This window comes from Acidovorax sp. GW835-FHT14G06 (assembly GCF_058793595.1).
Map to the genome: position 1 here is coordinate 136,827 of NZ_JBXAGA010000008.1, position 20,575 is coordinate 157,401.

Consider the following 20,575-nt stretch of genomic DNA (forward strand, 5'->3'; position numbering starts at 1 on the left):
TTACAACTGCCAGCGCTCGGGCCGGGGTGGTTTCATCGTCAGCGCGTGACCGACATTGCAATGGACAACTGAACTGATCTATGGAGCCCATCACCAACGCCACCGTGTACATCGTGGACGATGACGCCAGCGTGCGCGAGGCGCTGGCGTGGTTGCTACGCTCGCGCCGACTGCCCAGCGAATCCTTTGATTCGGCCGAAGCCTTTGACGCCATGCTGCAGAAGCGGCCTCCCCAGCGACAGCCCTGCTGCCTGCTGCTGGATGTGCGCATGCCGGGCATGAGTGGTCTGGCACTGTTTGACGTGCTGGCCGCACGTGGGGATCTGTCCACCATGCCCGTGATCTTTCTCACGGGCCACGCCGACGTGCCCACCGCAGTGGACACCGTCAAGCGTGGTGCCTTTGATTTTTGCGAGAAGCCGTTTTCTGACAACGCGTTGGTGGACCGCATCGAGCAGGCGCTCGCGCAGTCGGCCGAGAGGCTGGCGCAGGTGCGCGAACGCAGCGACTTGCAGGTGCGACTGAGCGAGCTGACGGAGCGCGAGCGTGATGTGATGGACCTGGTGGTAGCCGGCCTGCCCAACAAGCTGATCGCTGACCAGCTCGATATCAGTGTGCGCACGGTCGAAGTCCACCGCTCACGGGTGTTCGACAAGATGCAGGTCAAGTCCGCCGTGGAGTTGGCCAACCTGCTGCGCACGGGACACTGAGCGCACCTGTCTGGCCTGGAGTTCGCAGTCCGGGCGGTCAGCCCGGTCAGCCTCGTGGTCGTTCACCCACAAAAATCTCGACCCGTCGGTTGCGCGCACGGCCTTCAGAGGTGTCGTTCGTGGCAATGGGGTACCGCTCGCCCAGACCTTCGATCACGATGCGGCGGCCATCCACGCCGCGCGCCGTCAAGTAGCTGCGGGTGCTGCCGGCGCGGTCCATCGACAGGGGGTTGTTGGTGGCATCGCTGCCTGTGCTGTCGGTGTGCCCCACGATGCGTACGTCAGTATTCGGGTTGTTGCGCAAGCCTGCGGCAAACTGGTCCAGTACCGGCGCGAAGTTGGGCTGGATGTCCGAGCGGCCCACGGCAAACGAGATGTCGCTGGGGATATTGAGCTTGAGCTGGTTGTCGGCCGTCTGGGTCACGGCGATGCCGGTGCCCTGGGTGGCCTGTTCCATCTCGCGTTTTTGGCGCTCCATGTTCTGCGACCAGATGTAGGTGCCGAGTGCCCCGACACCGGCGCCCACCACGGCGCCGGTCCCGGCGCTGCCGCCGGTGGCGGATCCGATGACCGCGCCTGCCAGCGCCCCAATGCCCGCTCCGGTGGCAGTGCGGCGCTGGGTGTCGTCCATGCTGGCGCATCCGGTGACCAGAACGATGGCGGCGGCAGCCCCGAGAATTTGAATGTGTGTGCGCATGTGTGTGCTCCTGGAAAATCGGTGGCGCTGGGTGGGCGGGCCTTGCACCCGCCGCGCTGCCGGAGCGTTATCGCGTCCCGTGCAGTGGCATCACCCAGCTCACGCCATCTTGGGGCCTGTGATGCGCATGCGACATCGGCACGCGGGCACATCGGTTGTAGGACAGTGCCGCCCCTGATTGGGGCTCATCGTCCGTTCAGGGTGATGGGGGCGGCGGTTTGTCGCTGTCGGTGGGCGGCGGGGCCTGGAGTTCGCCCCCCTTGCGGCCCGAGAACATGGTCCACCACACGATGGCCACCAGGACCACCAGCGCCAGCAGCGCTTCAAGCAAAATCAGCCCCATGAAATTGACACTCCTGCGCGTTGCTTTGACCGCACTGATTGTAGGAACGCTGGCCGCCTGCTCCACGCCCCCTGCCCCTGTCCCCGCACGCCCTGTGGGCACTCCTGCACCTCTGCCGCCCAGTGCGGCGGTGTTGCCGGGTGATACAGGCCCGCTGCCACCGCCCATGGCGCAGGCAAAAAGCCGCTGGATTCCCGTGCGCTGGGCTGAGCTGCCGGGCTTTACCGAAGATACATTGCACGAAGCCTGGAACGCGTGGATCAAAAGCTGCGAGCGGCCCCAGCCGCCCTTCACTGCGCTGTGCAGCGATGTGCGCCAGCTGAGCATTGCCACGGCCGATGAGCAGCGCGCCTGGCTCATCACACGGCTTCAGCCTTACCGCGTCGAGGCCACCGACGGCAACCCCGATGGTCTGCTGACGGCCTACTACGAGCCCATGATGGACGCTGCGCGCCAGCCCGGCAATGGTTTCACGGTACCCATTTATCGGGTGCCTGCCAGCTTGGGGGCGCGCAGGCCCTGGTACACGCGCCAGCAGATCGACACCCTGCCGGAGGCCCAGGCCGCGCTGGCGGGTCGGGCCATTGCGTGGCTGCGTGACCCTATCGAGTCCATGGTGCTGCACATCCAGGGCTCGGGCCGTTTGCGCATCACCGAGCCCGATGGCTCTGTCTCGCTGGTGCGGGTGGCCTACGCAGGCACCAATGACCAGCCCTACCAGAGCGTGGGCCGCTGGTTGCTGGACCAGGGGCTCACGCGCGATGCGACCTGGCCCGGCATCCGCGCCTGGGTGGCTGCCAACCCCCAGCGCACCAATGAGCTGCTGTGGAGCAATCCGCGCTATGTGTTCTTCCGCGAGGAGCCCTTGAGTCCGCTGGACGCCGGTTTTGGCCCGCGCGGCGCACAGGGCGTGCCTTTGACGCCGGGGCGATCGATTGCGGTGGACCGGCAGAGCATTCCCTACGGCACCCCCGTGTGGCTGGCCTCGTCCGGTCCGCAGGTGCAGCTCAACCGCCTGGTGCTCGCGCAGGACACGGGCAGCGCCATCCTCGGTGCGGTGCGTGCGGACTACTTCACGGGTTGGGGGCAGGAGGCGGGTGACATCGCGGGCCGGCTCAAGCAGAACCTGCGCCTGTGGGCGCTGTGGCCGCGCTAGGACCCTGTTTACGATCTCCCAGGGGATCGCGTTGGAGCGCAATCGCCCGATTTCGCTTCAACCCTTCGGGCAGTGGTCTTGGCTTGCGGTCTGGGGTGTTGCAGCGCTTGCCGATGGCACGGGCCAGCGGAACCAGGGCGGCGCGCCTTCAAGCGCGTGTGCGTGTGAGATGTGTCAGCGGCAGCGCCCCGCTGGCCTTCACCTCGCCCAGCGAGAAGCTGGTGTGCATGTCTTTGACGTTGGGCAGGTTCAGCAGCACATCGCGCGCAAACTGCGAGAAGCTGTCCAGGTCACGCGCCACCACCTGCAGTTCGAACGTGCCGGTGCCGCTGATGTAGTGGCACGCCACCACCTCGGGGATCTTGCGGATGGCCTCCTCCATGGACAAGGTCAGGCCGCCCGTATTGCGGTCGGCGTCCAGCCGCACAAAGGCCAGCACGCCCAGGCCGATCTTGTGCCGGTCGATCTCGGCCCTGTAGCCTTTGATGAAACCCGCCTCTTCCAGCGCGCGCACCCTGCGCCAGCACGGCGCGGCCGACAGGCCCACGCGCTGGGCGAGTTCGGCATTGGTCAAACGGGCGTCGGCCTGCAACTCACCCAGGATGGCGATGTCGAATTTGTCTAAATTATCCATTTGTGGGCCATTTTAAGAATGATCCTTTCAAAAACAAGGGTAAACCTAGCATGAAAACGAAAGGACATATCCCCTCAGAGTGCATAAACTGCTTTGCAAACCATTGAACATGCGTCCGCCCCTGCCCAAAAGGCGGTGGCTGCACGCCCTCCCCACAGGAATCTGCCCATGAATGCCCCCCTACCCGAGTCCATCCGCAAAGCGCTAGAGACAGTCACCCTGGATGACAAATACACCCTGGGCGAGGGCCGCGCCTTCATGAGCGGGGTGCAGGCCCTGGTGCGACTGCCTATGCTGCAGCGCCAGCGCGATGCGGCGGCGGGGCTCAACACTGCGGGCTTCATCAGTGGATACCGGGGCTCACCCCTGGGCACGTATGACCAGGCGCTGTGGGCGGCCAAGAAGCACCTGGCGGCCAACAACATCGTCTTTCAGCCCGGCGTGAATGAAGAGCTGGGTGCCACGGCCGTCTGGGGCACGCAGCAGCTGGACCTGTACCCGCAAAGCAAGAAGTTCGACGGCGTCTTCGGCATCTGGTACGGCAAGGGCCCGGGCGTGGACCGCTGCTCGGACGTGTTCAAGCATGCCAACATGGCGGGCACGGCCAAGCATGGCGGCGTGATCGCCATTGCGGGAGACGACCACATCAGCAAGAGCAGCACGGCTGCGCACCAGAGCGACCACATCTTCAAGGCCTGCGGAACGCCGGTGTTCTTCCCCAGCAGCGTGCAAGAGATTTTGGACATGGGCCTGCACGCCTTTGCCATGAGCCGCTTCTCGGGCGTGTGGTCGGGCATGAAGACGATTCAGGAGGTCGTGGAATCGTCCGGCAGCATCAACATCGACCCGGACCGCGTGAAGATCGTGATGCCCGAGGACTTTGCGATGCCGCCCGGCGGCCTGCACATCCGCTGGCCTGATGCGCCGCTGGAGCAGGAAGCGCGCCTCATGGACTACAAGTGGTATGCGGCGCTGGCGTACATCCGCGCCAACAAGCTCAACTACAACGTGATCGAAGGCAAACAAGACCGCTTCGGCATCATCGCCAGCGGCAAGGCCTACAACGACACGCGCCAGGCCCTGGTGGACCTGGGCCTGGACGACGACACCTGCCGCCAGCTCGGCATCCGCGTGCACAAGGTCAACGTGGTGTGGCCGCTCGAAGCCACCATCACGCGCGATTTCGCCCAGGGCCTGCAGGAGATCCTGGTGGTCGAGGAAAAGCGCCAGGTCATCGAATACCAGCTCAAGGAAGAGCTGTACAACTGGCGCTCGGACGTGCGCCCCCACGTGCTGGGCAAGTTCGACGAGCCCGAGGGCGACGCGACGGGTGGCGAATGGTCCATGCCCAACCCGAGCCAGAACTGGCTGCTGCGCGCCAAGGCCGACCTCACGCCCGCCATCATCGCCAAGGCGATTGCCAAGCGCCTGAAAAAACTGGGCGTGCCTGACGACATCATCGCCCGCATGGATGCACGCATCACCGTCATCGAAGCCAGCGAGCGCGGCATGGCCGAGCTGAAGGTGGACACCGGCGAGCGCGCCCCGTGGTTCTGCAGCGGCTGCCCGCACAACACCAGCACCCGCGTGCCCGAGGGCTCGCGCGCCGTGGCCGGCATCGGCTGCCACTACATGGCCAACTGGATGCCCGACCGCAACACGTCGACCTTCACGCAGATGGGCGGCGAGGGCGTGACCTGGGTGGGCCAGGCGCCGTTCACCACCGACCAGCACGTGTTCGCCAACCTGGGCGACGGCACCTACTTCCACAGCGGACTGCTGGCCATCCGCCAGAGCATCGCGGCGGGCACCACCATCACCTACAAGGTGCTCTACAACGACGCCGTGGCCATGACCGGTGGCCAGCAGGTGGGCGAGCGGCCCGAGGGCCACTCGGTGCTGCAGATCATGAACAGCCTCAAGTCCGAGGGCGTGATCAAGCTGATCATCGTGACCGATGAGCCGCAGAAGTACGATGGTGTGGCGCTGGCCGAGGGCGTGACGGTGCACCACCGTGACGAGCTCGACACGCTGCAGCGCCAGTTCCGCGAGATCAAGGGCTGCACGGTCATCATCTACGACCAGACCTGCGCCACCGAAAAGCGCCGCCGCAGGAAGCGCGGCACCCTGGCCACGCCCGACAAGACCGTGGTCATCAACGACCTGGTGTGCGAGGGCTGCGGCGACTGCTCGACCAAGTCGAACTGCCTCTCCGTGGAGCCGGTAGAGACGGAATTCGGCCGCAAGCGCCGCATCAACCAGAGCACCTGCAACAAGGACTACTCGTGCGTGAACGGCTTCTGCCCGAGCTTCGTCACGGTCGAAGGCGGCAAGCTCAAGAAGCCCAAGAAGGAAAAGAAGGGCGACCTGTCGGCGCTGCCTTCCATTCCTGAGCCCATCCTGCCCGTGGCCGAGACGGCCTGGGGCATCGTGGTCGGCGGCGTGGGTGGCACGGGCGTGATCACCATCGGCTCGCTGCTGGGCATGGCGGCGCACCTGGATGGCAAGGGTGTCATCACCCAGGACGCCGGTGGGCTGGCCCAGAAGGGCGGCGCCACCTGGAGCCACATCCAGATCGCCAACCGGCCCGAGGCCATCTACACCACCAAGGTCGATACTGCCAAGGCCGACCTGGTGATTGGCTGCGATTCCATCGTTGCTGCGCACAAGTACACCCTGGCCGTGATGCAGCCGGGCCGCACCTTCGTGGCGCTCAACACCCACGGCACGCCCACGGCGGCCTTCGTGACCAACCCCAACTGGCAGTTCCCCGGTGTCAACTGCGACAGCGCCATCGCGGCCGCCGTGGGCGCGGGCGGCGTGGGCAGCTTCGATGCCGAGCAGGTGGCCACCCAGTTGCTGGGCGACAGCATCTACACCAACCCGCTGATGCTGGGCTATGCTTGGCAGAAGGGCCGTGTGCCGCTGACTTTCGCCTCGCTGATGCGCGCCATGGAGCTGAACGGCGTGCAGGTAGACAACAACAAGGCCGCCTTCGAATGGGGCCGCCGCTGCGCGCACGACCTGGTGGCTGTGCAGGCGCTGTTCCAGGCCGCGCAAGTGATCCAGTTCGTCAAGAAGCCGTCCGTGGCCGAGATGGTGGCCAAGCGCGTGGAGTTCCTGACGGGCTATCAGAACGCCGCTTACGCCTCCGAGTACCAGGCCTTCGTCGAAAAGGTGAAGGCGGCGGAAGCGAAACTGGGTAGCGGCACCCGCCTGTCTGAGGCTGTGGCCCGCTACCTGTTCAAGCTCATGGCCTACAAGGACGAGTACGAAGTGGCGCGCCTGCACACCGACAAGGCCTTCACGGACAAGATCGCGAACATGTTTGAAGGCGATTACAAGCTGGTGCACCACCTGGCACCGCCCCTGACTGCCAAGAAGAACGACAAGGGCGAGCTGGTGAAGCAGCCGTTTGGCCCCTGGATGCGCAGCGCCTTCGGCCTGCTGGCCAAGATGAAAGGCCTGCGCGGCACGGCACTGGACATCTTCGGCAAGACCGAGGAGCGGCGCATGGAGCGTGCGCTGATCGTCGAATACCGCGCCTGCATCGACGAACTGCTGGCCCGCTTGAGCGCCGATAATCTGGCGCTGGCTGTGGAAATTGCCCGCATCCCCGAAGAGATCCGTGGTTATGGCCACGTGAAGGAGCGGCACCTGAAGGCTGCGCGTCCCAAGTGGGACGGCCTGATGGCCCAGTGGCGCACAGGCACTTCGGCCCAGCGCCAGGCGGCCTGAGCGGCCCTTCTCGGTCGATCCCCCGTGTAAAAGCCCGCACTTGTGCGGGCTTTTGCTATAAATAATGCAGCTGTCGAGGCATATTTCACTAGCGCATCAGCCGGGTTTTGCCCGTATTTCCCTGCGGATGCCCTGGTGGGTTCGGCAGGTGGCAAACACCCGCTGTGGGCTTGGGTCTTACCCCTTGGGCGGTGCCCAGGCCGCCGCATACAATGCCCTGTTCTGCCCCAGCGGGCGCTTCGGCGCTTGGTGTGGGCGAGTTGTGTGAATTTTGACCATCCGTTGTGGAGTCCAGTCCGTGTTTATTTCTTCCGCTTTCGCCCAAACCGCACCTGCCGCAGCCGCTGGCGGCGGTGACATCATGTCCTCTCTGACCGGCATGCTGCCCCTGGTGCTCATGTTTGTGGTGCTGTACTTCGTCATGATCCGCCCCCAGATGAAGCGCCAGAAAGAACACCGCGCCATGATCGACGCCATCGCCAAGGGCGATGAAGTGGCTACCGCCGGTGGCATCGTCGGCAAGGTCACGCGCCTGTCCGAAGGTTTCCTGCACATCGAGATCGCCAGCGGCGTGGAAGTGCAGATGCAGCGCAGCGCTGTGGTGCAGGTGCTGCCCAAGGGCTCCGTCAAGTAATCTATGAACATCCCCCTGAGGCGCTGCGCGCCCCGGCCCGGCCGGGCGCGGGGTCAGGGGGCGCTGGCGCGTAGGGCGCCTGCACAACTGAGGTGAGAGCGCGATCATGAACCGTTATCCGGTCTGGAAGTACGCGATCCTGGTGATCGTGCTGCTGGTGGGTGCCTTGTACACCCTGCCCAATTTCTTTGGCGAGGCGCCTGCCGTGCAGGTCTCGTCGGCCAAGGCCACCATCAAGGTGGACACCGCCGTGCAGCAGCGGGTTGAAGAAGCGCTCAAGGCCGCTGGCGTGACGCCCGACTTTGTGGCGCTGGAGGGCAACTCGGTGCGCGCGCGTTTTGACACGCCCGACACCCAGCTCAAGGCCAAGGACGCGATCCAGAAGGCGCTGGTGCCCGATGCCAACGACCCTTCCTACATCGTGGCCCTCAACCTGGTGTCGCGCTCGCCGCTGTGGCTCAAGGCCCTGCACGCCAATCCGATGTACCTGGGGCTGGACCTGCGCGGCGGCGTGCACTTCATGCTGCAGGTGGACATGCAGGCGGCGCTGACCAAGAAGGCCGAGTCCTATGCTGGCGATATCCGCACGGCACTGCGCGACAAGAACATCCGCCATGGCGGCATCAGCCGCGACGGCCAGTCCATCGACATCAAGGTGCGCGATGAAGCCACGGCCACGGCCGCGCGCAACCTGATCGCCGACCAGTTTGCCGACCTGCAAGTCACCACCACGCCAGAAGGCACAGATTTCAAGCTGCGTGCATCGATCAAGCCCGAGGCCACACGCCGGGTGCAGGAGCAGGCGCTCAAGCAGAACATGGTCACGTTGCACAACCGGATCAACGAGCTGGGCGTGGCCGAGCCAGTGATCCAGCAGCAGGGCCTGGACCGCATCGTGGTGCAGTTGCCCGGCGTGCAGGACACCGCCAAGGCCAAGGACATCCTGGGCCGCACCGCCACGCTGGAAGTGCGCATGGTGGACGAGGGCACCGAAGCCCGTTCGGCAGAGACAGGCCGTGGTCCCGTGCCGTTTGGCTCCGAGCGCTACCTGGAACGCAACGGCCAGCCCGTCATCGTCAAGAAGCAGGTCATCCTGACCGGCGAAAACCTGACCGATGCGCAGCCGGGCTTTGACGGCCAGACGCAGGAGCCCACTGTCAACCTCACGCTCGACGCCAAGGGCTCCCGCATCTTCAAGGACATCACGCGCGAGAACGTGGGTAAGCGCATGGCCATCGTGCTGTTTGAAAAAGGCAAGGGCGAGGTCGTCACGGCCCCTGTCATCCGTTCCGAAATCGGTGGTGGCCGTGTGCAGATCTCGGGCCGCATGACCACGGCCGAGGCCAACGACACCGCCCTGCTGCTGCGCGCTGGCTCGCTGGCCGCGCCCATGGAAATCATCGAGGAATACACCATCGGCCCCAGCCTTGGCGCCGACAACATCGAGCGCGGTATCCACAGCGTGGTGTGGGGCATGTTGGCCATTGCCGTGTTCATGTGCATCTACTACACGCTGTTCGGCGTGTTTTCCACTGTGGCGCTGGCTGTCAATGTGCTGTTGCTGATGGCCATTTTGTCCATGCTTCAGGCCACGCTCACGCTGCCTGGCATTGCCGCCATGGCACTTGCGATCGGTGTGGCCATTGACTCGAACGTGCTCATCAATGAACGCATCCGCGAGGAGCTGCGCGACGGGGTGTCGCCCCAGGCGGCCATCCACGCGGGTTATGAACGCGCCTGGGCCACCATCCTGGACTCGAACGTGACCACGCTGATCGCGGGCTTGGCATTGCTGGCCTTCGGCTCCGGTCCAGTGCGCGGCTTTGCAGTGGTGCACTGCATCGGCATCCTGACCAGCATGTTCTCTGCCGTGTTCTTCTCGCGCGGCCTGGTGAACCTCTGGTACGGCCGCAAGAAGAAGCTCAAGAGCGTATCGATCGGCCAGGTGTGGAAGCCTGAACCCGACAGCGCTGTGGCAAAGACGAACTAAAGGAGGAAGACCATGGAATTCTTCCGCATCCGAAAAGACATCCCCTTCATGAAGCACGCGTTGATCTTCAACGCGATCTCCTTCATCACCTTCGCGCTCGCCGTGTTCTTCCTGGTCACTCGCGGACTGCACCTGTCGGTAGAGTTCACGGGCGGTACGGTCATGGAAGTGGCCTATAGCCAGCCTGCTGAACTTGCCAAGGTGCGCGAGACTGTGGCGGGGCTGGGTTATGCCGAAGTGCAGGTGCAAAACTTCGGTACGGCCCGTGACGTGATGATCCGCCTGCCCGTGCAAAAGGGCGTCACATCCGCGCAGCAAAGCGAGCAGGTGCTGGGTGCCCTCAAGGCTGCCGACCCCGAGGTCACACTGCGCCGCACGGAGTTCGTAGGCCCGCAGGTGGGCGAGGAACTCGTGCATGGCGGGCTCATGGCGCTGGCCATGGTGGTCGTAGGCATCGTGATCTATTTGGCCTTTCGCTTTGAGTGGAAGTTTGGCGTTGCGGCCATCATCGCCAACCTGCACGACGTGGTGATCATCCTGGGCTTCTTCGCATTCTTCCAGTGGGAGTTCTCGCTGGCGGTGCTAGCGGGCGTACTGGCCGTGCTGGGTTACTCGGTGAACGAATCGGTCGTGATCTTCGACCGGATCCGCGAGGCCTTCCGCAAGTACCGCAAGATGACCACGCACGAGGTGATCGACCACGCCATCACCAGCACGATGAGTCGAACCATCATCACCCATGCCTCCACCGAGGCGATGGTGCTGTCGATGTTCTTCTTTGGTGGCCCCAGCCTGCACTACTTTGCATTGGCGCTGACCATCGGTATCCTTTTCGGCATCTATTCCTCGGTGTTCGTGGCGGCGGCTATTGCCATGTGGCTGGGCGTGAAGCGCGAGGACCTCGTCAAGCCCGCCAAAAAGGAGGGGGATCCCAACGATCCCCATGCCGGAGCTACCGTCTGACCCGCTAATATCTGTTCATGCACACCACGCCCCCTTCCGTTCCGCAACGCCGCCTGGCCCGCCAGGCGCGCCAGCGGTTTGTAGAAGGGATCTGTGGAGGGTTGGTGGACCTGGACAAGACTGTCCAGGACTTCCTCACCGCGTTGATGAACCAGACGGGCACAGCCCGTGAAATGCAGTCGCGCCGGGATGCGTGGCTGCAGTACCAGCAAAAACATTCCGCATGGACGGATCGCGCCGGCAAGGCCTGGCAAGAGGCGCTCGCTCCCCATGTCAGTTCTACACGCGGCCAGCTGGCAGCCGGCAGCGGCGGGCTCAGCCAGTTTGAGCTGCTCAGCGACGATGTGGTCGAGAACAAGATATTGGCCTCGCGCATGGCGTTGACAGTGAATGAGCAGGTCAGCCACCAGTTCGACACCTTGCGCCAGCGCACCCAGTCGCTGGAGGGCCAGGAGCTGGACAGCAGCGACATCCTGCGGCCTGACACCGTATGCCTATTGCTCGTGGAGCAATGGGTGGAGGCCGGTCTGCCGCGCACGGACCTGCAAACCGTGGTGGACCCCCTGCAGCGCGAACTGGCCAACCTGCTGCAAAAGCACTACCAGGCGGTCAACGTGTTCTACGTGGAGCAGGGCATCACGCCGCAGGCCGATCTCAGATCCAAAGTGCGTCGTACCCAGGGAGGTTCGGTAACGGGTAGCGGCGGGGGCGATTCGGGTTCGGGGGGGCTGGCTTCCCAAGCCTTGGCGCAGACCCGCCAGGCCATGGCTGCAGCCCGCGGAGGCATGCAGCCCCCTGGCATCGCCGTAGGCCGGCCCATGGGGCCACCGGGCTCGCAGATGCCGCCACCCATGCACGGTGGCTACCCACGTCAGCACGGCATGCCCACGGCCTTTGCTACGGGCATGACGCCCTTGGCTCGTGCGCGCCAGCGTGCACAGGGTGTGATGGGACAGCTGCGGCGTCTGCTCACGCAGCCCGCCACCGGTTTCGACATGGTCAATGCGCCACCCGCATCGGCTGCATTGGCCCACGCACTCACGGCGCACCGCGTGCATGCAGACACCTATTACAGCGGCGTAGCCACATTGATGGAGGACTACAGCTCTGCTGCGGTGGTGCAGCTGGTAGGCGCCGTACGAGAGCGCTCCACCGAACTCAAGAAGAAGGCAACCACTTCGGGCGAGAAGGCGATCATCGAGGTGGTCGCCTTGATGTTCCAGAGCATCCTTGCCGAAGACCGTATCCCGCCCGCCGTCAGGGTGTGGTTTGCTAGGTTGCAGGTGCCTGTGTTGCGTGTGGCATTGGCCGAGCCCGAGTTCTTCAGCAATCTCGATCACCCCGCCCGCAAGCTGATCGACCGTATGGGCGCCTGTGTGCTGGGTTTCGACGCGACCAGCATCAACGGCAGCGCGATGGAAGCCGAAATTCGCCGTGTGGTGCAGGTGATCGAGCAGTACCCAGAGACCGGACGTCGTGTCTTCCAGCTGGTGTATGACGAGTTCGAAAAATTCCTGGCCAAGTTCCTGACCGAAAAGCAGGTCACTTCGCGACTGGTCAGCGTGGCCCAGCAGGTCGAGCAACGGGAAACGTTGGCCATCCAATACACCATTGAGCTGCGCACCATGCTGCGTGACATGCCGGTACGCGACGAGATCCGCGAGTTCCTGTTCAAGACCTGGGCCGAGGTGCTGGCGCTGTCGGCTGTGCGCGACGGCCCGCAGCATGCCGATACCGTAGCGTTCAAGCGCACTGCCGCTGATCTCGTCTGGGCGGCCAGCGCCAAGCCCAATCGCAGCGACCGGGCCCAGGTCATCCAGAACCTGCCCGCATTGTTGCAGCGCCTGCGCCAGGGGCTGACCCTGCTGGGCGTGAATGGCGCAGCCCAGGATGCCCAGGTCAAGGTGTTGACCGACACCCTGGCCGACGCCTTTTTGTCCAAGACGGCGTCTATTCCCCAGGCGCACATCGATGCCATGGCCAAGCGGCTGGCCAATCTCGAAGACTTCATCAGTGATGCATCGCTGGGTGACATGCCGCTCAATGCGGACAACATCGAGATGATGCTGGGCATCGATGCCTCGTCCATCCATGTGGTCGCCGACAACGGTGCTCCGGTGGACGATGCCATGGTGGCCTGGGCGCAGGACTTGCAGCCGGGCACCTGGTACACGCTGGACCACAACGGTGCATCGGCCCAAGTGCAGTACGCCTGGCAAAGCCAGCGCAAACAGTTGCACCTTTTTGCGGCCGTGGATGGCAGCAGCTACCTGATCCAGTTACGCCGCCTGGCCGCATACTTGCAGGCTGGCTTGCTGGTAGCTCAGGACGAAGAAGGCCTCACGCTGCGCGCTACACGCGATGCCCTGGCCAAGCTGGACGCCAACCCTGAGCGGTTGTTGGATTGAGCGCGTCTGGTCTGGTGCGCCACCCTTGATGGGCTTTGGTGCCACATGTGTCCGTCTGGTCGTACTGCGTTCCCGAGCGGCCTACTAACCCCTGCCGATCCTCTGAAACAAGCCCCCCGGCAACCGCGCCACGCTGCCGTCCAGCTCCAGCTCCAGCAAGGCCACCTGCAGCGCCGATGCGTCCATGCCTGTGCGCGCGACCAGCGCATCCAGGCCCATGGGGTCATAGCCTAGCGCCGATAGCACGGGGCCTTCTGCCCCGCCCAGTGCCGCAGCGTCCGTACCTTCTTGGGGCAGACCCGGCACCGTGGTGGCGGGGATTTTGAGTTCTTCCAGCACATCTTGGGCGGACTCCACCAGCTTGGCGCCCTGGCGGATCAGCGCATGGCAGCCGCGTGACTGCGGTGCGTGGATGGAACCCGGGATGGCAAACACTTCGCGGCCTTGCTCGGCAGCCATTCGGGCGGTGATCAGTGATCCCGACGCCAATGCGGCTTCCACCACCAGCGTTCCCTGCGAGAGGCCCGAAATGATGCGGTTGCGCTTGGGAAAGTTGGCGGGCAGCGGCGGAGTGCCCAGAGGGTACTCGCTGACGATCAGTCCTTGCGCCGCAATGCGATGGGCCAGGTCCAGGTTCTTGCGCGGATACACGCGGTCGAGCCCGGTGCCTACCACGGCGATGGTGGCGGCCCTTGCGCAAGGGGTCGTCGCCGAGTCCAGCGCGCCTTCATGGGCCGCCGCGTCCACGCCGAGCGCAAGCCCTGACACGATGGTCAAGCCCGCCCCGCACAATGCCCGAGCAAAGAGGCGGGCGTTTTCCGCGCCCTGAGCGGTGGGGTTGCGACTGCCGACCACTGCGAGGCAGCGGTCACTCGGAAAGGGCTGCTGCTCCAGCAGTGACGCTGGGCCCAAGAGGTAGAGCAGCAGCGGTGGGTCTTCCGTGTCCAGCAAAGCCTGCGGATAGCGCAGGTCACCCAGGCTCACGATGGCTCGTGCCGGGCCTTGCGGCGCGGCGCTGGCAAGCCATTGGGCTGTGGTCTGCCACAGTGCTTCCCATCCTTCCGGAATCTCGCACAAGGCCCGCACCTGAGCAGCTGGCACACAGTGCTGCAGTGCCGTCTCGGTCTGCTGGAAGATGGACTGCGGCAGACCAAAGCCCGCCAACAGTCGCCGCGCAGCGCCATTGCCCACGCCAGGCGTCAAGGTCAGTCTCAGCCAGGCGCCGAGCTCGTCGTGGTCCATGGATACCATTGCGGCGCAGCAGTGTTGTCACCGCAGCGCAGAAACCCCGCGCTGCGATGGGAACTGCCGACCCTTGACGTTACTTGGGGTTGACCAAGCGGTCGCCGACGCGCACACCGTTACGGATTTCCAGCAGCAGCACATAGGAAACGCGCTCAAAGGTGCGGAACACCATGGCGGTACCGTTGATTTCACTGGGCAACTTGACCATCGCCTTGTTGCTGTCGGTCATGTCCTTGATGCGGTCGCCCTTGGTGAGCAGGCTAAGCACATGCCCGGGCTCCAGTCCGTCCTGCGAACCCATGTTGATGGCCACCACCTGATTCTGACCCGCGTAGGCCACCGCAGAGCTGCCATAGATGGACACTACACGCGCATCGACTTCGATCTGGGGCGCTCGCGGGGTGAAGCTCATGAAGGGTCGGGCCGGTGCTGGCAGGAGGCGGTCGCCCGCACGCACATCCTCCTTGGTGGCCGACAGATCCACGGTGGCAGGGATATATTCCGCCGTGTATCCACCCTTGCCATTCGGAATCTCCTCAAACGACTCGCCGCGCACCAGTTCCGCCTTGCCCAGGTACTGCGCCTCATATCCCAGCACCTCGCCTGAGATGGGGTCCTTGAGGGCTACGGCATTGCGAAACACGCGGTAGTAGCGGGACTCGCCGGCTTCCGCCAGCATGGGCGCCGAAGCATCTCCACGCACATAGGCGCGGTCCCCGGCCGCCATCAGTACACGCTCGTCGGTCGTTGCGATCACGCGTGGGGCGCGCAACAGCACTTGCTCGTCCACCACGAGGGGCTCGACCAGGAAGGGCTCGATCAGGTGCTGCTTGAGCGTGGGCAACGCGGAGTCTGCCAAGCTGTCGCTGCGTGTACGCGGCGAGATTCGCACGGTCTCCGGCTCGTTGGAGCGGCTGGTGCTCAGGCGGGCGTAACCATCTTCCTTGATCAGGTAGAGGGTCTGGCCCGGGAAGATCAGGTGCGGGTTGGGGATGGCTTTGAGGTTCATGCCCCACAGCTCAGGCCAGCGCCAGGGGCGCTTGAGGTACATGCCCGAAATGCCCCAGAGCGTGTCGCCCCGCTTGACGGTGTAGGTGTCGGGTGCGTTGGGCGCCAGCTCTTCCAGCGGTACACCCCGCTCGGACACCTGCTGCGCAGTGGCGCGCTGGCTGCTGGAGATGGGGTAGTTCTGCGCCTGAGCCGGCATGACCAGCAGGGCGCCAGCAATGATGGTGAGTGCGCCCAGGGCGGTCCGCCGCACGCTGGTGAATGCCGTCATGTTGTTCCTTTTCTCATGCATTGGGAAACGCCCCCTCGCTGGCACCTCGGCGCACAAAGCAGGCGTGCGGCCGGGCAAATACGTTACAAAGCTTCTTAGATTCTCTGCTCAAGCCCTTGATTCGGCAACGATTATTGGCTCGCAAGGCGGCAGCAGGCCGCAAAAGTGGCGAAAATAGCGACATCTCTTACCTGCAGCCATGGCAATCCTTCCCATTCTCTGTTACCCGGACCCCCGGCTTCACAAGGTCGCACGCCCTGTCCAGGCGGTGGACGACCGCATTCGCACTCTGGTGGCCGACATGCTGGCCACGATGTACGACGCGCACGGCATTGGCCTGGCGGCCACCCAGGTGGATGTGCATGAGCGGCTGGTGGTCCTCGACGTGTCGGAGGAGCGCGATCAGCCCCTGGTGCTGATCAACCCTGAGCTGGTCTGGACCAGCGCCGAAAAGCACCTGAACGAAGAAGGCTGCCTCTCGGTGCCCGGCATTTATGACGGAGTGGAGCGTTTTGATGCCGTGCATGTGCGCGCGCTGGACGCCCAGGGCCAGTCCCGCGTGGTCGAGGCGGACGGCCTGCTTGCGGTCTGTATCCAGCACGAGATGGACCACCTCATGGGCAAGGTGTTTGTGGAATATCTGTCCCCCCTCAAGCGCAACCGCATCAAGACCAAGATGGTCAAGCAGCAGCGGGAGGCGCGCGGGTGATGCGCACAGCGCTCTGCGTCCGTCGGGGCGTCGGAGTGCTGGCGCTTGTTGCGCTGGTGTGTCAGCTGGCGGGCTGCGTACTGCCGGCACGCGAACAGCCTGGCGCATTGCGGGCCGATGTGATCGCCCGCCTGGGCCCGCCAACGGCCACGATTGCGCTGACCTCGGGTGAGCGCTTGCTGTACTCAGAACTGCCCGCCGGGTTTGCTGCCTACAACCTCGACTTTGATGCCAGTGGCCGGCTGATGCGCAACGAGCAGGTGCTGACGCAGCAACGGTTTGAGAGCCTGTCCGGTGGCCGCTGGACCCGTACCGACCTGCAAAACACCTTCGGGATGCCCCTGCGTGTCGAGCAGGTGGCCCGTTTCGATGGTGACATCTGGACCTACCGTTTCCGGCAGAACTCGGACCTGCGCCTGGCCCATGTCCACCTGGATCGCCAGGGCGTGGTGCGCCAGGTGCTGTTCACCGACGAGTTGCCGAATTTTGACAATGCGCGCGACTGACAGATGGGCCCGCTGAGCCACTGAGTCCTGCGCCCCACCTGAGCCGATATCCGTTTTCATGAGAGTCATTTTTGCCGGTACGCCCGAATTTGCCCGTGTGGCGCTGGAGCGGCTGTTGTCCGCAGGCTTCACGGTACCGCTGGTCCTGACGCAACCTGACCGCCCCGCGGGTCGCGGCATGAAGCTGCAGGCGTCGCCTGTGAAGCAGTGTGCTCTGGAGCACGGGATCGCTGTGGAGCAGCCCCGCAGCCTGCGCCTGGATGGAAAGTACCCCGAGGATGCGGCCGCAGCGCGCGAGGCCCTGCTGGCCGCGCAGGCCGATGTGATGGTGGTGGCTGCCTATGGGCTGATCCTGCCGCAGTGGACCCTGGAGCTGCCGCGCCTCGGGTGCCTGAACATCCATGCCAGCCTGCTGCCGCGCTGGCGCGGCGCGGCGCCCATCCACCGTGCCATCGAGGCGGGTGACTCTGACACCGGCATCACCATCATGCAGATGGATGCAGGGCTGGACACGGGCGACATGCTGCTGACCGAGCGCATGGCCATCGCCCCAGGCGACACCACGGCCACCCTGCACGACCGCCTGGCCGCGCTGGGCGGACGCATGATCGTTGAGGCCCTGGAGCTGGCGGCCTGTGGCGGCCTCACCGCTGTACCGCAACCAGCCGACGGCGTCACCTACGCCCACAAGATCGAAAAGGCCGAGAGCACCATCGACTGGACGCTGTCCGCGGCGGTCATTGGCCAGCGCATCCGGGCGTTCGATCCTTTTCCTGGGGCCAGCACCGATTGCAATGGCGAGACGGTCAAGATCTGGAGCTATGCTATTGATAGCAACCAAGGTATATCGGACAAGCGCCCTGGGCAAATTTTGGCCGTAGATGGCTCGGGGGTGACTGTGGCGTGTGGTGGTGGCACGGCCCTGCGCCTGACCACCTTGCAGCGCGCCGGTGGCAAGCGGCTGGCGGCGGCCGACTTTTTGCGTGGATTTGACCTGCAGCCTGGCATGGTGCTGGGCGCGACCCCTGCATGAGTGTGTCGGCAGCGCTGGGCCCTACGCTGCGCCATCCATCGTTCCGGATGGCAGTCACCGACATGGCGGGCACCTCGTTGGGCATTGCGGCCTGGGGGTTGGTCACCGGGGTGGCCATGGTCAAAAGTGGCATGTCGATCGGCATGGCCGTGTTCATGTCGCTGCTGGTGTATGCCGGCAGCGCCCAGCTCGCCGTCATTCCGCTGCTGTCCGTGGGCGCGCCGCTGTGGGTGGTGTGGCTCACGGCCGCCTGCGTCAACCTGCGGTTTGTGATCTTCAGCAGCATGTGGCGCAGCTACTTTGCGCACCTGCCGCTGCGCCAGCGCCTGGCCGTGGGGTATTTCAGCGGGGACGTGATTTACGTGGCGTTCATGAAGCGCTTTCCGGAACCCCGGCCGGCCCCAGAACAGGTGCCGTATTTCTGGGGCGCGGCGTCCACCAACTGGCTGGCTTGGCAGGTGCCGTCCATCGCCGGCATCCTGCTGGCCAACGCGGTGCCCCTGTCCTGGGGGCTGGGTTTTGCGGGGGTGCTGGCCTTGCTGGGCGTGCTGCTGTCCCTGCTGTTTGATCGGGCCACCTGGCTCGCCACGGGTGTTGCGGCCACTGCAGCGATTGCTGCGTTTGCCTTGCCGCTCAAGCTCAACATCCTGGTGGCGTTGGCGGCCGCCGTGGCTGCGGGACTGCTGATGGAGGCCGTGGACCGCCGCCGTCGCCAACCCGAGTTGCTGCTGGTGCCCGCCGACAGCGTCATGCCGCCGGAAGAGCGCGAGCATGTCGAGGCGGGCGATGTGGTGCCGCTGCGCGAGGAACGCCACCCATGAGCTGGTCCTGGATCTATCCCTTGCTGGCCACGGTGGGCCTGGCTGTGATCACGGTGGTATCGCGCTCGTTCTTCATGATCCCGGAGCGTGAGCTGCCCCTGCCAGACTGGCTCAAGCGTGGCCTCAAATATGCCCCGCTGGCCGCGCTCACTGCCGTCATTGCACCCGAGATCCTCATGGTGCAGGGCGAGCTGATCGACACCTTCATGGACGCACGCCTGCCGGCCGTGCTGTTCGCCAGCGTGTATTACTTCTGGCGCCGGGGCATCCTGGGCACCATTCTGGTGGGCATGGCGGTGTATCTGCCACTGCACATCGGCTGGGGCTGGTAGGTGCTGGCGGCAGCCGGCCGCGTCAGCAGGGCCGCCTAAAATGGCGCCCCTGATCCACCGGCCCCTCCAGGAAACCTCCACCCCATGAACATCCTTCGCTTTTCCGATCTGTGCGCCCAGGGCAAGGCCCGCAACCAGCGCGTCTTCATCCGCGCCGACCTGAACGTGCCGCAAGACGACGCCGGCAACATTACCGAAGACACCCGCATCCGCGCCTCCATTCCCGCCATCCGCATGGCGCTGGACGCCGGTGCCGCAGTCATGGTGACCAGCCACCTGGGCCGTCCGACCGAAGGCGAGTTCAAGCCCGAAGACTCCCTGGCCCCCGTTGCCAAGCGCATGGCCGACCTGCTGGGCCGCGATGTGCCCCTGGTCGCCAACTGGGTGGACGGCGTGCAAGTGGCCCCCGGCCAGATCGTGCTGCTGGAAAACTGCCGCCTGAACGTGGGCGAGAAGAAAAACAAGGAAGAGCTGGCCCGCAAGATGGCCGCGCTGTGCGACATCTTTGTGAACGACGCGTTTGGCACCGCCCACCGCGCTGAAGGCACGACCTACGGCATTGCCCAGTACGCCCCCATTGCCTGCGCCGGCCCGCTGCTGTCGGCCGAGATTGACGCCCTGACCAAGGCCCTGGCGCATCCCCAGCGCCCGCTGGCTGCCATCGTGGCGGGCTCCAAGGTGTCCACCAAGCTCACCATTTTGCAAAGCCTGGCCGACAAGGTGGACCAGTTGATCGTCGGCGGCGGCATTGCCAACACCTTCATGCTGGCTGCGGGCCTGCCCATTGGCAAGAGCCTGGCCGAGCCCGATCTGCTGGATGCCGCCAAGTCCGTGATGGCCGCCATGAAGGCCCGTGGCGCGGAGGTGCCGATCCCCACCGATGTGGTGGTGGCCAAGACCTTTGCAGCAGACGCTCCCGCCACCGTGAAGGCCGCCACGGACGTTGCGCCCGACGACATGATTCTGGACATTGGCCCCGAGACCGCCGCCCGCCTGGCCGCGCAGCTCAAGTCCGCAGGCACCATCGTCTGGAATGGCCCTGTGGGCGTGTTTGAATTCGCGGCTTTCGAAAACGGAACCCGCACCATCGCTGCCGCCATTGCCGAGTCGCCCGCCTTCAGCATCGCAGGCGGTGGTGACACATTGGCGGCCATTGCCAAGTACGGCATTGAAAAACAGGTGGGTTACATCTCCACCGGTGGCGGGGCCTTCCTGGAAGTGCTGGAAGGCAAAAAGCTGCCCGCTTTTGACATCCTGGAGCAGCGCGCAGCCGCTGCCGTGTAAGCAAATGCAAGGCGGGCCCTTCAGGAGTGGCTCTGCCTGGTTGCACGCCTTGCATCGGCACACAACTGTGACCAAAAACAACGAACTGTGTAC

General features: G+C 64.7%; 18 protein-coding genes. 13 read left to right on the forward strand and 5 right to left on the reverse strand.

The features are described 5' to 3' along the window. The first annotated feature begins 80 nt into the window (after positions 1-80). Complete coding sequence (locus AC1Q64_RS15745) at positions 81-710, forward strand: response regulator transcription factor (protein ID WP_291436140.1); 630 nt, start codon at positions 81-83, stop codon at positions 708-710. Between the two features lie 46 nt (positions 711-756). Here the strand turns inward: AC1Q64_RS15745 and AC1Q64_RS15750 are convergent, their stop codons facing one another. Continuing rightward, complete coding sequence (locus AC1Q64_RS15750) at positions 757-1,407, reverse strand: YiaD family glycine zipper/OmpA-like lipoprotein (protein ID WP_291436138.1); 651 nt, start codon at positions 1,405-1,407, stop codon at positions 757-759. Between the two features lie 196 nt (positions 1,408-1,603). Next, the gene (locus tag AC1Q64_RS15755; RefSeq protein ID WP_291436137.1) at positions 1,604-1,750 is read right to left on the reverse strand and encodes a hypothetical protein; all 147 of its coding nucleotides are present in this window, start codon (positions 1,748-1,750) and stop codon (positions 1,604-1,606) included. Here AC1Q64_RS15755 and mltA point away from each other — a divergent pair. Beyond that, positions 1,749-2,906, forward strand: coding sequence for a murein transglycosylase A (gene mltA / locus AC1Q64_RS15760; RefSeq protein WP_492251982.1), 1,158 nt, complete (start codon positions 1,749-1,751; stop codon positions 2,904-2,906). The genes AC1Q64_RS15755 and mltA overlap by 2 nt on opposite strands. A gap of 148 nt (positions 2,907-3,054) precedes the next feature. On the opposite strand, the gene AC1Q64_RS15765 is transcribed toward mltA, so the two are convergent. Further along, a complete protein-coding gene (locus tag AC1Q64_RS15765; RefSeq protein ID WP_492251983.1) occupies positions 3,055-3,540 on the reverse strand; it encodes an Lrp/AsnC family transcriptional regulator in 486 nt (161 codons plus the stop codon). A 168-nt stretch (positions 3,541-3,708) separates the two neighbouring features. On the opposite strand from AC1Q64_RS15765, the gene AC1Q64_RS15770 reads away from it, so the two are divergent. The 5 genes from AC1Q64_RS15770 (at position 3,709) to AC1Q64_RS15790 (ending at position 13,273) form a co-directional block, all read left to right on the forward strand. Continuing rightward, on the forward strand, positions 3,709-7,278 hold the full coding sequence (locus AC1Q64_RS15770) for an indolepyruvate ferredoxin oxidoreductase family protein (protein WP_492251984.1): 3,570 nt from the start codon (positions 3,709-3,711) through the stop codon (positions 7,276-7,278). Between the two features lie 298 nt (positions 7,279-7,576). Then, complete coding sequence (yajC, locus tag AC1Q64_RS15775; protein WP_015016243.1) at positions 7,577-7,912, forward strand: preprotein translocase subunit YajC; 336 nt, start codon at positions 7,577-7,579, stop codon at positions 7,910-7,912. Positions 7,913-8,018: 106 nt separating this feature from the next. Beyond that, on the forward strand, positions 8,019-9,902 hold the full coding sequence (gene secD / locus AC1Q64_RS15780) for a protein translocase subunit SecD (RefSeq protein ID WP_492251985.1): 1,884 nt from the start codon (positions 8,019-8,021) through the stop codon (positions 9,900-9,902). Between the two features lie 12 nt (positions 9,903-9,914). Beyond that, positions 9,915-10,865, forward strand: a complete 951-nt coding sequence (secF, locus tag AC1Q64_RS15785) for a protein translocase subunit SecF (RefSeq protein ID WP_291436123.1) — start codon at positions 9,915-9,917, stop codon at positions 10,863-10,865. A gap of 17 nt (positions 10,866-10,882) precedes the next feature. Then, positions 10,883-13,273, forward strand: a complete 2,391-nt coding sequence (locus AC1Q64_RS15790; RefSeq protein WP_492251986.1) for a DUF1631 domain-containing protein — start codon at positions 10,883-10,885, stop codon at positions 13,271-13,273. An 84-nt stretch (positions 13,274-13,357) separates the two neighbouring features. On the opposite strand, the gene dprA is transcribed toward AC1Q64_RS15790, so the two are convergent. Together dprA and AC1Q64_RS15800 are read right to left on the reverse strand one after the other, a co-directional pair. Next, a complete protein-coding gene (gene dprA / locus AC1Q64_RS15795) occupies positions 13,358-14,515 on the reverse strand; it encodes a DNA-processing protein DprA (RefSeq protein WP_492251987.1) in 1,158 nt (385 codons plus the stop codon). Between the two features lie 79 nt (positions 14,516-14,594). Further along, entirely contained in the window at positions 14,595-15,797 is a 1,203-nt protein-coding gene (locus AC1Q64_RS15800) for a LysM peptidoglycan-binding domain-containing protein (RefSeq protein WP_492251988.1), read from the reverse strand. 199 nt (positions 15,798-15,996) lie between these two features. Between AC1Q64_RS15800 and def the strand changes: the two genes are divergently transcribed. The 6 genes from def (at position 15,997) to AC1Q64_RS15830 (ending at position 20,482) form a co-directional block, all read left to right on the forward strand. Further along, positions 15,997-16,506 (forward strand): peptide deformylase, encoded by a 510-nt coding sequence (def, locus tag AC1Q64_RS15805; RefSeq protein WP_492251989.1) that lies wholly within the window; start codon positions 15,997-15,999, stop codon positions 16,504-16,506. Then, positions 16,506-17,012: a hypothetical protein gene (locus AC1Q64_RS15810; RefSeq protein WP_291436114.1), complete on the forward strand. Its 507-nt coding sequence runs from the start codon at positions 16,506-16,508 to the stop codon at positions 17,010-17,012. Before def ends, AC1Q64_RS15810 begins: the two co-directional genes overlap by 1 nt. A gap of 58 nt (positions 17,013-17,070) precedes the next feature. Continuing rightward, positions 17,071-18,045 carry a methionyl-tRNA formyltransferase gene (fmt, locus tag AC1Q64_RS15815; protein WP_492251990.1) on the forward strand — a complete coding sequence of 325 codons (975 nt, stop codon included), beginning with the start codon at positions 17,071-17,073 and terminating at the stop codon, positions 18,043-18,045. Next, entirely contained in the window at positions 18,042-18,866 is an 825-nt protein-coding gene (locus tag AC1Q64_RS15820; protein ID WP_492251991.1) for an AzlC family ABC transporter permease, read from the forward strand. The genes fmt and AC1Q64_RS15820 overlap by 4 nt, the downstream gene beginning before the upstream one ends. Next, entirely contained in the window at positions 18,863-19,198 is a 336-nt protein-coding gene (locus AC1Q64_RS15825; protein WP_056742894.1) for an AzlD domain-containing protein, read from the forward strand. Before AC1Q64_RS15820 ends, AC1Q64_RS15825 begins: the two co-directional genes overlap by 4 nt. A gap of 84 nt (positions 19,199-19,282) precedes the next feature. Then, a complete protein-coding gene (locus AC1Q64_RS15830) occupies positions 19,283-20,482 on the forward strand; it encodes a phosphoglycerate kinase (RefSeq protein ID WP_291436107.1) in 1,200 nt (399 codons plus the stop codon). Positions 20,483-20,575 lie beyond the last annotated feature (93 nt).